The 13,879-nt window shown below is 73.2% G+C and carries 11 protein-coding genes; 2 read left to right on the top strand and 9 right to left on the bottom strand.

The genetic code is table 11. The annotated features are described in order from the left end of the window. A partial coding sequence (locus tag IPZ69_RS32490; protein ID WP_235458236.1) for an adenosylhomocysteinase occupies positions 1-657 on the bottom strand: 657 nt, incomplete at its 3' end. Positions 658-1,039: 382 nt separating this feature from the next. On the opposite strand from IPZ69_RS32490, the gene lepB reads away from it, so the two are divergent. Next, positions 1,040-1,714, top strand: coding sequence for a signal peptidase I (lepB, locus tag IPZ69_RS32485; protein WP_235458235.1), 675 nt, complete (start codon positions 1,040-1,042; stop codon positions 1,712-1,714). Positions 1,715-1,789: 75 nt separating this feature from the next. Here lepB and IPZ69_RS32480 read toward each other — a convergent pair whose 3' ends face one another. The 6 genes from IPZ69_RS32480 to IPZ69_RS32455 all read right to left on the bottom strand — a co-directional run bounded on the left by IPZ69_RS32480 (position 1,790) and on the right by IPZ69_RS32455 (position 7,777). Then, the gene (locus IPZ69_RS32480) at positions 1,790-2,770 is read right to left on the bottom strand and encodes a cation diffusion facilitator family transporter (protein WP_235458234.1); all 981 of its coding nucleotides are present in this window, start codon (positions 2,768-2,770) and stop codon (positions 1,790-1,792) included. A gap of 158 nt (positions 2,771-2,928) precedes the next feature. Continuing rightward, on the bottom strand, positions 2,929-4,080 hold the full coding sequence (gene manA, locus IPZ69_RS32475; protein ID WP_235458233.1) for a mannose-6-phosphate isomerase, class I: 1,152 nt from the start codon (positions 4,078-4,080) through the stop codon (positions 2,929-2,931). Between the two features lie 101 nt (positions 4,081-4,181). Then, positions 4,182-5,309 (bottom strand): SIS domain-containing protein, encoded by a 1,128-nt coding sequence (locus tag IPZ69_RS32470; protein ID WP_235458232.1) that lies wholly within the window; start codon positions 5,307-5,309, stop codon positions 4,182-4,184. Between the two features lie 133 nt (positions 5,310-5,442). Further along, entirely contained in the window at positions 5,443-5,613 is a 171-nt protein-coding gene (locus IPZ69_RS32465) for a Trm112 family protein (RefSeq protein ID WP_235458231.1), read from the bottom strand. A gap of 132 nt (positions 5,614-5,745) precedes the next feature. Further along, positions 5,746-7,110 (bottom strand): phosphomannomutase/phosphoglucomutase, encoded by a 1,365-nt coding sequence (locus IPZ69_RS32460; protein WP_235458230.1) that lies wholly within the window; start codon positions 7,108-7,110, stop codon positions 5,746-5,748. A 244-nt stretch (positions 7,111-7,354) separates the two neighbouring features. Then, entirely contained in the window at positions 7,355-7,777 is a 423-nt protein-coding gene (locus IPZ69_RS32455) for a DUF3499 domain-containing protein (RefSeq protein ID WP_235458229.1), read from the bottom strand. Between the two features lie 272 nt (positions 7,778-8,049). Between IPZ69_RS32455 and IPZ69_RS32450 the strand changes: the two genes are divergently transcribed. After that, positions 8,050-8,502, top strand: a complete 453-nt coding sequence (locus IPZ69_RS32450; RefSeq protein ID WP_235458240.1) for a metallopeptidase family protein — start codon at positions 8,050-8,052, stop codon at positions 8,500-8,502. Positions 8,503-8,553: 51 nt separating this feature from the next. Here IPZ69_RS32450 and IPZ69_RS32445 read toward each other — a convergent pair whose 3' ends face one another. Then, the gene (locus IPZ69_RS32445; RefSeq protein ID WP_235458228.1) at positions 8,554-10,071 is read right to left on the bottom strand and encodes a DUF5719 family protein; all 1,518 of its coding nucleotides are present in this window, start codon (positions 10,069-10,071) and stop codon (positions 8,554-8,556) included. Next, positions 10,068-13,730, bottom strand: coding sequence for a glycosyltransferase family 2 protein (locus IPZ69_RS32440; protein WP_235458227.1), 3,663 nt, complete (start codon positions 13,728-13,730; stop codon positions 10,068-10,070). The genes IPZ69_RS32445 and IPZ69_RS32440 overlap by 4 nt, the downstream gene beginning before the upstream one ends. Positions 13,731-13,879 lie beyond the last annotated feature (149 nt).

The following is a 13,879-nucleotide window of genomic DNA, read 5'->3' as shown; positions in this document are numbered from 1 at the left end:
GGGGAAGAGGAGCACGCCGTCGCGCTGCATCTCGTACAGACGGTGCACGCCCGTCGTGGTCTCCTCGGTGACACCGCGGATCTCCGAGGCCAGCTGGGTCCACTTCTGGGGGTTCTCGCCCAGGGTGCGGTGCAGGAGCTGGAGGATGACGCGGTGCTCGTCGGACTCGGCGGTCTCCAGGCCGGGGACCTTGCCGTCCTTCTCGTACTCGACGCCCTTGTGGACGAGGAGGGTGGCGTCACCCCCGTCGTCCAGGATCATGTTCGGACCGCCCGTGGGGCTGTCCGCCCAGGTCAGCGCCTGCTCGGTGCACCACCAGTACTCCTCCAGGGTCTCGCCCTTCCAGGCGAAGACCGGGATCCCGGCGGCGGCGATGGCGGCGGCCGCGTGGTCCTGGGTGGAGAAGATGTTGCAGGAGGCCCAGCGGACCCGGGCGCCCAGGGCGACCAGGGTCTCGATGAGGACGGCGGTCTGCACGGTCATGTGCAGGGAGCCGGTGACACGGGCGCCGGCGAGGGGCTGAGCCTCGGCGTATTCCTTGCGGATCGCCATGAGGCCCGGCATCTCGTGCTCGGCGAGGGTGATCTCCTTGCGGCCGAACGCGGCCAGGGAGAGGTCGGCGACCTTGAAGTCCTGTCGGTTGTCGACAGTCGTCATTGCGAGCTGCTCCTCGGGATGGGGTCGAGGTGGGTACGGCTGGTCTGCGCGGCGGCGGACAGGGGTGCCCGAAAAGAGGGCACAGGCATGCCCACGTACGCGCAGCGCAGTCCGTCGGAGGCCCTCTCTCCCTCGGACGGTCCGCTGTGGGACCGCCCGACCGCCATCAGCAGCGACGTCTGGCTCCGTCCCAAGCTACACCGCGGGCCCCCGCGGTCCCCAGTCCGGCAGCGAACACATCACGCCGATCACGGTGTGTGACCGGGAGCCGAGACGGGCCACCTGGGGTCGCTTCTGAGGTTGGAGTGACGGGTGTGCACAGGTAGTTCACAGTGGCCCGATATCCTCGCGCGCCGCGGATGGGCCGCAAGGGGAGGATCGGATGGCGGGCAAGGGACGGGGACTCGGAGTCTCGGCACTCGTGGTGGGGCTGCTGGGGTTGTTGCTGGCGATCGGCACCTTCGCTCACCTGCGGTCGGCGTACGGGGCCTCCACCATGTCGGGCAGCAGCATGCGGCCGACGTACGACACGGGTGACCGGATCATCTGGGAGCACGTCGACGGGAGCGAGGTGCGGCGCGGCGACGTCGTGATGTTCACGCCGCCGGAGTCCTACGGGTTCGACGGGATCCTGATGAAGCGGGTCATCGGTGTGGGCGGGGACCGCGTCGCGTGCTGTACGACCGTGGGCACGCAACAGCGGGTGACGGTGAACGGGAAGCCGATCGAGGAGCCGTACGTGTACGGCGGTGACGCCGACGGCGCGCACCAGTCGTACGACGTGAAGGTCCCAAAGGGGCGGCTGTTCCTGCTGGGCGATTACCGCGCGAACTCCAATGACTCGCGTTTCCACGCGACCGACCACGGCGGCACGGTGTCCGTGGACGCGGTGCAGGGCCGCGTGACGGACGACCGCAGGACGCCCGCGCTGCTCGGTGCGGCGCTGGTTCTCGGGGGCGTCCTGGTCCTGGTCGGTATCGGGCTGGGGATCGGGGCGTGGGCCGTGCGGCGGCGGAAGGCCGTGCAGGCGCCGCCCTCGCCGTGGCCGGTTCACTAGGAAGACGAGAACGGCCGTGGGGCCCGCCGATTCGCTCGGCGGGCCCCACGGGCGTGACTGGGGTCGGTGACGGACTCAGTGTCCGGCCGGGTGCGGCGTCGGGCCGCCCGGGGTGGCCGCCGGGTCCGGGCCCTTGGCGGCCTCGGCCTCGCTGTAGATGTCCGGTTCGAGGTAGATCACGCGGGCGATCGGGACGGCGGCGCGGATGCGGGCCTCGGCGGCGTTGATGGCCTTGGCGACCTGGGCGGCCGTGTCGTCGTGCCGGACGGCGACCTTGGCGGCGATCAGCAGCTCCTCCGGGCCGAGGTGGAGCGTGCGCATGTGGATGAGGCGGGTGACGGTCTCGCCGTCGACCATGGCGGCCTCGATCTGCTTGACGACGTCGAGGCCGGCGGCCTCGCCGAGCAGCAGCGACTTGGTCTCGGCGGCGAGGACGAGGGCGATCGCGACGAGCAGGACACCGATGCAGACGGTGCCGATGCCGTCCCAGACGCCGTCGCCGGTGAGCAGGGACAGGCCGACGCCGCCGAGGGCGAGGACCAGACCGATCAGCGCGCCGAAGTCCTCCAGGAGGACGACCGGCAGCTCGGGGGCCTTGGCGCGGCGGATGAACTGTGCCCAAGAGAGCTTGCCGCGCAGCTCGTTGGATTCCTTTATGGCGGTGCGGAAGGAGAAGCCCTCGGCGATGATCGCGAAGACGAGGACGCCCACGGGCCAGTACCAGTGCTCGATGTCGTGCGGGTGGCTGATCTTCTCGTAGCCCTCGTAGATGGCGAACATGCCGCCGACCGAGAAGAGGACGATCGAGACGAGGAAGGCGTAGATGTAGCGCTCGCGGCCGTAGCCGAAGGGGTGCTGCGGGGTCGCCTCGCGTTCGGCCTTCTTGCCGCCGACGAGCAGCAGGAACTGGTTGCCGGAGTCGGCGACCGAGTGGACGCCCTCGGCGAGCATCGACGACGAACCGCTGAACGCGAACGCCACGAACTTCGATGCCGCGATCGCGAGGTTGGCGCCGAGTGCCGCCACGATCGCCCTGGTGCCGCCTGACGCGCTCATGTGTCCGCGTTGTCCCTTCGCCTACATCCGTCTACGCCGCCGACCGGGCCCGCGCCTTCGGCTTTGCCCGCCCTTTGCCGGTGGGCCATTGTTGCAGCCCTTCCCGGCGACGCCGCTTCAGGTATCCACAAGCCCAGTCAGACAATCACAAGGCGCGGTCAGACAATCACGGTGGCCCGGAAGACCGTGCCCTCTCCGGTCACCTCGGCCTTCTCGCCCGCCGGGACGAAGACCGACTGGCCGGGGGTCAGCCGGTGCTCGCCCGCCCGCACGGAACCCGCCGTGCAGAGCAGGATCTGCGGGGTCGCGAGGGTGAGGTCGTGGGCGGCGGCGCCCTCGGGCAGGGTGTAGCGGGACAGCCGGAACTCGTCGATGGGGGTCTCGTAGACCTCCTCGCCCTCGAAGGACGCCTCGGGGCGCAGGACACCGGGGTCGCCGGCCTCGAAGTGAACGATGCGCAGGAGTTCCGGGACGTCGACGTGCTTGGGGGTCAGGCCGCAGCGCAGGACGTTGTCGGAGTTGGCCATGATCTCGACGCCGAGGCCGTTCAGGTAGGCGTGCGGGATGCCGGCGCCGAGGAACAGGGCCTCGCCGGGCTGCAGGCGGACGTGGTTGAGGAGCATCGCGGCGATGACGCCCGGGTCGCCCGGGTAGTGGTGGGCTATCTCGCCATAGGGGGCGTAGTCGCCGCCGAGGCGGGTGCAGGCGGCCGTGACCTCGGCGACCGTGTGGGCCATCTCCTCGGGGTCGGCGCTGAGGATCGCGGTGAGGACCTCGCGCAGGGCCGCGTCCTCGGGACGCGCGTGCAGCAGATCGACGTACGGCTTGAGGGAGTCGACACCGAGGCCGTCGAGCAGGTCGGCGGTCTGCCGCGGGTCGCGGAAGCCGCACAGGCCGTCGAACTCCGTGAGCGCGCAGATCAGTTCGGGCTTGTGGTTGGCGTCCTTGTAGTTGCGGTGCGGGGCGTCGACGGGGATGCCCCGCCGCTCCTCGTCCGCGTACCCCTCCTTGGCCTGCTCCAGGTTGGGGTGCACCTGGAGGGAGAGCGGGGCGCCCGCGGCGAGGATCTTGAGCAGGAAGGGCAGCCGGGGACCGAACTTCGCCACGGCCTTCTCGCCCAGCTCGCGCTCCGGGTCCGCGTCGATCACCTCGGCGAGCGTCCCGCGCGCGGTGCGCGAAGGAGCGCCCGGGTGAGCGCCCATCCACATCTCCGCCTGCGGCTCGCCGGTGGGCTCCGCGCCGAGGAGCTGCGGGATGGCGGTGGGAGAACCCCAGGCGTAGGGGCGGACGGTGTTCTCAAGGCGGTCCATGTACTTCTCTCTGCCGGTTTTCTCTGCGTACGACACCGGTTCGCCGGGAGTTCGGTCGGCGCGCCGCGCCACACGGAACGGTCGGGGCGTCGTGGTACAGATCACGCCCTCGAAGCGAGCGCCAGGTAAACGGCGGCGAAATCCGTGACGGCGATCAGCTCGGCGAGGGTGTCGAGTTCGTCGCCGGGCTCCGGCTCCAGCTCACTGATCGGCGTGTCGTGGCTGAGGGCCAGATCGCGGGCGGTCGGGGCGGCGGTGAGGCCACCGATGGGGCGGTCGCGAAGCAGCACCACGCGCGCGTGCAGCGCCGGGGCCTCCTCGACGCGGTCACGGAAGAAGTCGTCGGGGTCGGCGCTGGCGGCGAGCGAGCCCGCCAGCAGGGCGCTGTGCGCGGCGAGTGCCAGCGGGAGTTCCTCGACCAGGGCGGGGCGGCCGCCCAGTTCGGCGAGGGCGGCGGCGAAACGGCGGCCCGCGGCGCCGGCCGAGGTGCCCTCCGTCCAGATCACCGGGAGCGCGTCGGCGAGTTCGGCGGCGAGGGTCTTGGCGGGGTTGCTGTAGGTCGCGATGGCCGGGCCGCAGCGCTCGGCGATGTGGTCGAGGCGGTCGGCGACCTGCTCCAGGGCCTCGGGCGGGGCGGCGAGCAGACCGACCCGGTCGAGGAGCGCGAGGAGCGGGGTGAGCAGCGCCCACAGGACGCCCGGGGAGGACGCGGCGAGGGGCTCGTCGTGGTCGTAGGGGGCCGTCGCCATCGGGACGAACAGGCCGTGGGCACCGGAGACCGCCTCGGCCAGCGGGGTGCCGGCCGGGGCCACGGCGGCGACCGAACAGCCTCGGCGGTAGGCCTGCTCGGCGAGCAGGGCGAGGCTGGGCTCGGTGCCGTCCGGGGTGGCGATCAGCAGCAGGTCCACGGAACCGGCCCAGCCGGGGAGTTCCCAGCGCAGGGCGCCGGCTGCCGGGGCGACGCCGGTGGGGGCCAGACGGGTGACGGGGCTGCCGGCGCCGGCCAGCGTGCCGAGGAGGTCGGCGGCGTGCGTGGCGGCGGCGCCGGGGCCGGCGATCAGGACCGCCCGGGGGCGGCCGTCCGGCTTGAGGTCCTGGACGCCGGCCTCGACGGCGTGCCGGGCCGCGGTGCGGACCCGGGCGCCCGCCTCCGCGGCGCCGCGGAGCAGGCCTCGTTGGTCGGCCTCCGCGAGGCCCTCCGGGGTGTCGAGCAGCGCTTCGTCGAGCATGGGCGGCAGCCTCCGATCGCCGGGGGTCCTTGAGGGGCGGCTCGTTTGTGTGGGGCGGGTGCCTGCGCGGGGCCCTGTGCCCCGTCGTCGCGCCGGGCGTGCGGCCTCGTGGTCGTACGAGGCGCTCGCGGGCCTACGCGGGGCGGCGGGCCTCGTCCACCAGGAGGACGGGGATGCCGTCGCGGACGGGGTAGGCCAGGCCGCAGTCCTGACCGGTGCAGATCAGCTCGGCTTCCTGCTCCGAGAGGGGAGCGTGGCAGGCCGGGCAGGCGAGGATCTCCAGGAGGCCGGCTTCGAGCGGCATGGGGTGTCCCTTCGGGCGGGTGTCGGCGTGCACTGATGTGCCTGGTCAGCGTACCGCCGTGGGGAGCTGGGCGGAGGGCTTGGGCGAGCAGGGGCGGGGCGCCGGGCCGTCTTGGGCGGCCCGGCGCCGGCGTCAGCCGCGGATGATCGCGAGCGCCTCGTCCCTGATCTTGTTCATCGTCGCCTCGTCGCGGGCCTCGGCGTTCAGGCGCAGGAGGGGCTCGGTGTTCGAGGGGCGGACGTTGAACCACCAGTCGGCGGCGGAGACGGTGAGGCCGTCGAGGTCGTCGAGGGTGACGTCGTCGCGGCCCTCGTAGGCGGAGCGGATCGCGGCGAGGCGGCCCGCCTGGTCGGCGACCGTGGAGTTGATCTCGCCGGACCCGGCGTAGCGGTCGTACTGGGCGACGAGGGCGGACAGCGGGCCGTCCTGGCCGCCCAGGGTCGCGAGGACGTGGAGGGCGGCGAGCATGCCCGTGTCGGCGTTCCAGAAGTCCTTGAAGTAGTAGTGCGCCGAGTGCTCACCGCCGAAGATCGCGCCCGCCCTGGCCATCTCCGCCTTGATGAAGGAGTGACCGACACGGGTGCGCACGGGCGTGCCGCCGTTCTCCCGGACGACCTCGGCGACCGACCACGAGGTGATCAGGTTGTGGATGACCGTGCCCGCGCCGCCGTTCCTGGCGAGTTCGCGCGCGGCGACCAGGGCGGTGATCGCCGACGGGGACACGGGAGCGCCCCGCTCGTCGACGACGAAGCAGCGGTCGGCGTCGCCGTCGAAGGCGATGCCGAGGTCGGCGCCCTCCTCGCGGACCCGCTTCTGCAGGTCGACGATGTTGGCGGGGTCGAGGGGGTTCGCCTCGTGGTTCGGGAACGTGCCGTCCAGTTCGAAGTACATCGGGACGAGGTTGAGGGGCAGGCCGGCGAAGACCGTGGGGACCGTGTGGCCGCCCATGCCGTTGCCCGCGTCGACGACGACCTTCAGGGGGCGGATGGAGGTCAGGTCGACGAGCGAGCGGAGGTGCGCCGCGTAATCCTCCAACGTGTCGCGCCGGCTGAGCGTTCCCGGCTCGGCGGCCGGCTCCGGGGCGCCCGACTCCAGCCACCGCTCGGCCAGTTCACGGATCTCGGCGAGGCCGGTGTCCTGCCCGACCGGGGCCGCGCCCGCACGGCACAGCTTGATGCCGTTGTACTGCGCGGGGTTGTGCGAGGCCGTGAACATGGCGCCCGGCAGGCCGAGTGCGCCCGAGGCGTAGTAGAGCTGGTCCGTCGAGCACAGGCCGATCTCCGTGACGTCGACGCCGCGTGCGGCCGCGCCGCGCGCGAAGGCGCGGGACAGGCCGGGCGAGGAGGGTCGCATGTCGTGGCCGATCACGATCGCGGTCGCGGCGGTCACCTGGACGAAGGCCGCGCCGAAGAGTTCGGCCAGCGGCTCGTCCCACTGGTCCGGGACCACTCCGCGTACGTCGTACGCCTTCACGATCTGCGACAGATCAGCAGCCACGGCCAACCCTCCTGAAAGTCCTATCGGTCGCCACAAACTACCCGCCCCGGACGGCGGCCCGCTGGGCGGACACCCTGTGGACTCCGAGCCGTGACGTCAGGTCAGGCGCGGCACCCGGGACCCGGGCACGGCGGCCGGCTTCGTACGGCGGGACACGCGCGTACAGGGCACGTCGCAAGCGGGAGGGACGTCCCGCGCGCGGGAACGCGGAAGGAGCGTGTCACACGCGAGAGGGAGGGGTCGCTCAGTTGTCCGGTGAGCGCAGCACCCGCAGGTGGCCGCGGCGGGCGACCTCCATCGGGTCCGCACCGCGTCCCCCGCCGCCGGCCTCGGCCGCGCGCTCCTGGGGGCGGGCCGCCTCGCGCACGGCGTTGGCGAGCGCTTCCAGGTCGTCCCCGGTGGGCCGGGCCGGCGCGGAGCCGTCGAGGAGGCGGACGACCTCCCAGCCGCGCGGGGCGGTGAGGCGCTCGGAGTGCTCGGCGCACAGGTCGTAGCAGTGGGGTTCGGCGTAGGTGGCGAGCGGGCCGAGGACCGCGGTCGAGTCGGCGTAGACGTACGTCAGCGTCGCGACGGCGGGTCGGCCGCAAGCGGTGCGCGAACAGCGACGTACAGGGCTCACGACGATGGACGGTACCGCACTCTTGAGCGGGCCGCGACGACTCTCCACCAGGTCACCCCACCGTGTCGTGTGGCGAGACGCCGCACACACCCATCGAAACGCACCTCGCTGACCTGCATGGACGGCCCTCCGTCCGACCTGGGGCGGGTCCGCTTCTGGTCAGCACTCGGTACAAACAGCGTCAAATGCCTTGAGCTCGACGGTCTCGGAGAGATACGGAAACGAGCCCAACGTTGGCCGGAATGGTCATCCCGCGACATGCCTGGTTGCCGCATGGGGGTCGGGCGGCCGAGCCGCGCGAGGACTACGCTTCACCGGTGATGGACAACCGTGTACCGCCCCGTGCCGCCGGCCCCGGGCCTCGTCGTCGTGATCGCCACGGGCGGGGCATGCGCGGACCGATCGCGCCGCCCCAGGTGCCACTCGCGGCGAGCCGTGCCGAGGCGTTCGCGGATCTGGTGCAGGACTCCGTGGAACGTCTTGAACGGCGGTGGCCGCAGCTGGCCGACATCGACTTCCTGGTGCTGGAGGTACCGCGCCTGGAGGGGCGGCCGGAAGACGTGTGGAGCGACGAGGCCGTACCGCTCGGGGGGACGATTTCCGCGCGCGACGGACACCGGGCCCGGGTCGTGGTGTACCGGCGGCCCGTCGAGATCCGCACGAAGGGGCGGGACGAGCGCGCGGCGCTGGTGCACGAGGTGGTCGTCGAGCAGGTGGCCGAGCTGCTGGGGCTCACCCCCGAGACGGTGGATCCCCGGTACGGGGAGGACTGAGCGCGGGCCGCACGGCCGGCCCCGGAAGCCCGTGGACGGCCGCGCCGCGCGCTACCGCTGCAGGATCGACAGGTCCTGGTCCGCCTGCGGTACGGCCACCGTGCCGCGGTCGTCCGGGAGCGTCTGGATGGTGAAGCCGGGGACGCCGTTCTCGGTCGCGGAGAGGGTGCGGGCCGCGTAGACCGGGCCACCGTCGAGCGGTTCCACCGTCAGGGCGTAGGTGCCCTTCAGACCGGACGGCACCGGGGCGTCGATGTTCTGGGTGGTGCCGGACTTGATCGTGTAGGTCTTCGAGACCGGCTGACCACCCTCGCTGCCCGCCGACGCCGTGACCTTGACCTTCGCGGCACCGGTGGGGGCCGTGAGGGAGAGGGTCGTGCCCTTGGCGCTGTTGTCGGCGGAGGTCGCGCGCGTGCCGACGGGGGCGGTGGCGGGGATGAAGGCCGTCTCCTGGTTCGCGCCCTTGCCGCGGACGACCCGCAGCGCCGCCACGACGGGGACGGACCGGCCGCTGGGGCTCAGGATCAGGGAGCCCGCCTCGCCCCGGGTGACGTCGCCCAGGTCCACCGCCGTGGTCATGCCCGACTTCACGTGCAGCGTCTCGTTCCCGGCCGGGGTGATCTGGCCGTCCGGGGAGGCCAGGCGGACCTTCAGGTCCGCGTCGGCGTCCCCGGGGGTGAAGGCGATCAGACGGACGGACGTGGCGTCCTTCGGGATACCGGGGAGGACCAGGTCGCCGGCCGGATCGGCGGAGGCCGCGAGCCAGTCACCGCCGAGCTTGTCGTCCAGAGCCTGCACGGCCGCGCCGACCCGCCCGCTGCGGACGCTGACGTGCACGGTCAGGTTGGTCTCCCGCGCGGCGGCGAGCGTGGACAGCAGGACCGGCTCGCTGGAGTGCGGCTGGACCGTGATGCCCTCCCCCACCGTGGACTTGATCGCGCCGTCCTTGCCGTAGAGCTCGATGTCGACCACGGCGGGGCCGTCGTCCGGGTTGGTGAGGTGCACGTAGTCGGTGCGGGCGGCGTCCGTGCTGGCGCCCGGGAACCAGAACTCCGTGTCCGGGGCGGTGCAGTTGACGCCCTGCAGGCCACGGCCGGTGCCAGCGGCGATCTCCGTGGTCTCCTGGACCGTCCAGCCGGGCGCGAACTTCCCCTCGGCGGTGCCGACCAGCGCGGGTGTGTCGGAGCCGGAGCTGTCGCCGGTGGCCGGCGTGCCGGGCGTCTTGGGGGTCACCAGGGACTTGGGCGCCTTCTTCTTGCCGTTCTTGTCGCCCTTGCCGTCCTTCGAGCCGCCCGGTGCCTGCGTCGACTCCTCCGTGGCGGACTGGAGTTCGGCCTTGCCGCCGCCGTCCGTGCCCTTCGTGACGGGCGTGAACGACGTGTACGAGGTCTCGGCGATGTCGGAGAGGCTCGGCGCCGGGCACAGCAGGCTGGTGCGCTCCACGGGCAGTTGGGCCGCCGCCTCGGCGCTGTGCGTGCCGGACGCGTCCGGCTTGCTCACCGCGGCGAAGCCGGTGACGGCCGCGAGCGCGGCCGTGCCGGCGATCAGGGACAGGGTGGTGCGCTTCACTGCTGGCTCCCGTCGGGGCGCTCACTGCCGGTGCCGTGGGGGTGGGACTGCGCCGGGTCGTACGCGGGGTCGTAGCCCTGCTGGTACGTCGGGTCGTACGACGCCTGCTGCGACTGCCCGCCGTAGGCGTACGGGTCGTACTGCCCGTTCTGGCCGTTCTGGTACGGGTCCTGGTACGCCTGCTGGTCGTAGCCGCCCGGCTGGTACTGCCCGGCGTCCTGGTACTGGTCGGCGCCGTAGCCGCCGTACGCGTCGCCCGCGTAGCCGGTCGTGTCCCACTCGCCGTACGACGCCTGGTGCGGCACCGCGGCGGGTGCCTCCTCCGGAGGAGGAGGCATGGCGTCGAGCCCGGACTCGTCCGTCTCGGCGGCCCCCTCGGCCTCGGCCTGGGCGCGCAGGCGGCGGGCCCGGCGGCCCTCGCCGGCGGTGGCCTCGGCGGGCACCGGCAACTCCTCCTCCGGGAGGTCGTCGTCGATGTCGCGGCGCCTGCCGGGCAGGGCGAGCACGACCAGGACGACGGCGAGCGCGCCCTGCGCCCACAGCCAGCCGGTGTGGCTCATCGGGTCGTCGTAGGCGACGTCCAGCCTGCCGCCGCTCGCGGGGAGTTCGAAGCCCTGGGCCCAACCGTCGACCGTGGTGCGGGTGAGCGGCTTGCCGTCCAGGGTGGCGGTCCAGCCCGGGGCGGTGGAGTCGGCCAGGCGCAGGATCCGGCCGTCGGAGCCGGTCGGGACCGTGGTGTGGATCTCGACGGGTCCGGCGGCGACGGCCTGCGGGGTGCCCGAGCCGGCGGCGGACACGATGGCGGCGCGGGAGACCTGCTGGTCGATACGCCACAGGGCGCTGCCGTCCTGCTGGCTGAGCCGGGACAGGCCGGGCGTGGCGTCCAGGACGCGGCTGACCTCGCGGGGCGCGCCCTTGTGGACGAGGACGTAGCGCACGGCGAAACCGCCGAGCTGGTTCACCTGGTCGGCGCCGGAGCCGGCGACGAGGTTGGCGACGACCTTGTCGAGCTTGCTGTTCTCACCGTCGGCGGCGGCGAGTTCGGCGTCGCCCATGCGGGCGCCGGAGCCACGGACGAGGGTGTACCGCACGCGCGCGTCGGAGTCGCTGTCGAGGACGAGAGTGCGGGCCTGGTCGCGGGTGTTGCTCTCCTCGGCGACGAAGGCGGGCACCTGCACCGGGTCGCGCCGCTCGACCGGGCCGTCGGCGCCGCGGATCATCCAGCCGGCGGCGAGGAGCAGCGGGCCGGCGGCGGAGGCGAACGCGATCAGCGCGGCGACCGGCTGACGCCAGCCGAAGCTCTGCTCGGCCACGCGCGCGCGTGCCCCGTCGGCGCCGAGCGCGGCGGCGGCCAGGAGGGCGAGGGCGTAGACGAGGGTGGCGGGTCCGGCCCAGGTGGACTTGTTGGACAGGACGGCGAAGACGAGGCCCACCAGGGCGACCGCCCAGGCCGTCCGGACGGCCCACTGCCGCTCCGTGCGCATCAGCGCGGCCAGCGCGGCCAGGACGACGCCGATGAGCATCAGGCCGTCCATGGTGCCGGGGCCGCCCGGGCTGGCGCCGAGCAGGTCGAGGGCGGAGGCGGCCGAGGAGCCGTACTCCAGACCGGCCTCCTTGAAGAAGCCGAACGGGAGCAGCGTCAGCGACCAGGGGGCGAGGACCAGGAGCGGGATGCCCAGCTGGACCAGGAAGCGCAGGCCGTGGGCGACGAGGTCGGCGCGGCGCACGGCCAGCACGCCGATCCCGAGGACCAGGGCGATGGGCCACACGATCGGCGTGAACGCGGTCGTGAGGGTCAGCAGCAGCGCGTACGCCCAGGTGGCGCGCCAACTGCCGCGCGCGCCCGAGGCGTGCGCGAGGCCGGCGGCGGCGACGCCCGCGCGGGCCAGCAGCGGCAGCAGCACGGCGAGGACGGCGGTGCCGATGCGGCCGGCCGCGAGGGCGCCGGTGGCGGCGGGCAGGAAGGCGTAGGCGACGGCCACCCACGCGCGCAGGAGCCGGGAGGTGACGAGCGGCCGGGAGGCGAAGTACGCGGTGAATCCGGCGAGCGGCACCGAGCCGATCAGTAGGACCGTGACCGCGAGGCCGGTCGAGCCGAACAGCACGGAGGCGAGCATCGCCACGATCGCGAGGTAGGGCGGAGCGGACGGGGTGCCGCCCGCGCCCACGGGATGCCACGAGTCCAGGTAACGGGACCACAGCTCGCCGGAGTCGCCGGGGGCGGGCAGCAGGGCGCCGCCGGTGAGCGCGCCGCTGCCGAGGAGTGCGCGGCAGGCGCCGAGCGAGACGAGCAGCAGCACCAGGAAGAGCACCGGGCCGGGCTTGCGGGCGATGCGCTTGAGGCGGGCGAACTGCTCGATCTCCAGGAAGTCGGCGTCGTCGCCGCCGGGGCCGGACTCGACGGAGCCGCCGTGCCGGCCGGCCGAGGAGACCTCCGGGTCGGAGCCGCCGAAGAGGTTTCCGGCGACCTGTTCCACGGTGGCCCGCACGGTCGCGCCGGGCGGCGGGAACAGGGGCCGCAGCTCGTCCTTGTCGATCTGCGGGCGGCCGCGCCTGCGCCGTCCGGCGAAGATCCGTCCGGGCCGCAACAGGGTGCCCAGCAGGCCGCGGATCTCGTCGACGGCCTGTCCGGGGACCTTGCCGACGAGGTAGGCGACGGTCCGCAGGAGCGTGCCGAGCACGAGGCGCAGCAGCACCCAGGGCAGCGTCGCCGCACGCGTGTTGACGAGGAGGGTGTAGACGGCGCCCGCCTTGTCGACCTTGTGCGGGGAGGCGGCGGTGCGGCTCACGCAGTCGACGGTGCGGCGTTCGCGGGAGGCGGCCTCGGCGTGTCGTACGACCGCTTCCGGGGCGACGAGGACACGGTGGCCGGCCGCGTGCGCGCGCCAGCACAGGTCGACGTCGTCGCGCATCAGGGGCAGCCGGCGGTCGAAGCCGCCGAGCTCCTCGAAGACGTCGCGCCGGATGAGCATGCCGGCGGTGGAGACGGACAGCACGGGCCGTACGTGGTCGTGCTGGCCCTGGTCCTGTTCGCGGCGGTCGAGGCCGGTCCAGCGGCGGCCGGAGTTGGCGATGGTGACGCCGACCTCCAGGAGCTGCCGGCGGTCGTACCAGCCGCGGAGCTTGGGGCCGACGACGGCCACGTCGTCGCGGCCGAGTTCCCTCTCGTTCTCGACGATCCGCAGCAGCTGGGCGAGGGCGTCGGGTTCGGGGGCGCAGTCGTCGTGCAGCAGCCACAGCCACTGGACGGGCTCCCCGTGCGGGAGCTCGGGCATGTCGTAGGCGTCGTCGCGCCACGTGCGCGTGACGGGGTCCCAGCCGCTGGGGCGCTTGAGGTACGACAGCTCGTCCGGGGTCAGGACCGGTGCCGTGCGGATGGCCTCCTCGACGGCCTGGCCGAAGCCGGTGCGCCGGGCGAGGTGCAGCACGCGGTCGGCGCCGAGCGCGTCGGTGACCAGCTGGGCGGAGGCGTCCGCGCTGCCGGTGTCGGCGGCCACGGCGTACTGAACGGGGCGCTCCTGGCCGAGCAGCCCGTTGAGCGCGTCGGGCAGCCAGCGGGCGCCGTCGTGGGCGACGAGGACCGCCGTCACCACGTGACGCGGGAACTCAGGGGCGGCAGCGGGGTCTTGATGGGCTGCCGTATGGCTGTGCACGGACATCGAGGTACGGGCCCCGGTTCGATGGACTGCGGTGGACACCTGTGCCCCGAGGGGGCAGCGGGACGTCTCGGACGAGCGACCACACTATCGGCTGGGCATGACGACGGCCCGCCGCCTGTGGATAACCCACCGACTACGGGCCGTTCGTT

Source organism: Streptomyces olivochromogenes, from assembly GCF_021538895.1.
In the GTDB taxonomy this organism is placed as follows: Bacteria; Actinomycetota; Actinomycetes; order Streptomycetales; family Streptomycetaceae; genus Streptomyces; species Streptomyces olivochromogenes_A.
Note: the sequence above shows the minus strand (reverse complement) of the source record. Positions and strands in the feature narration are given on the sequence as shown.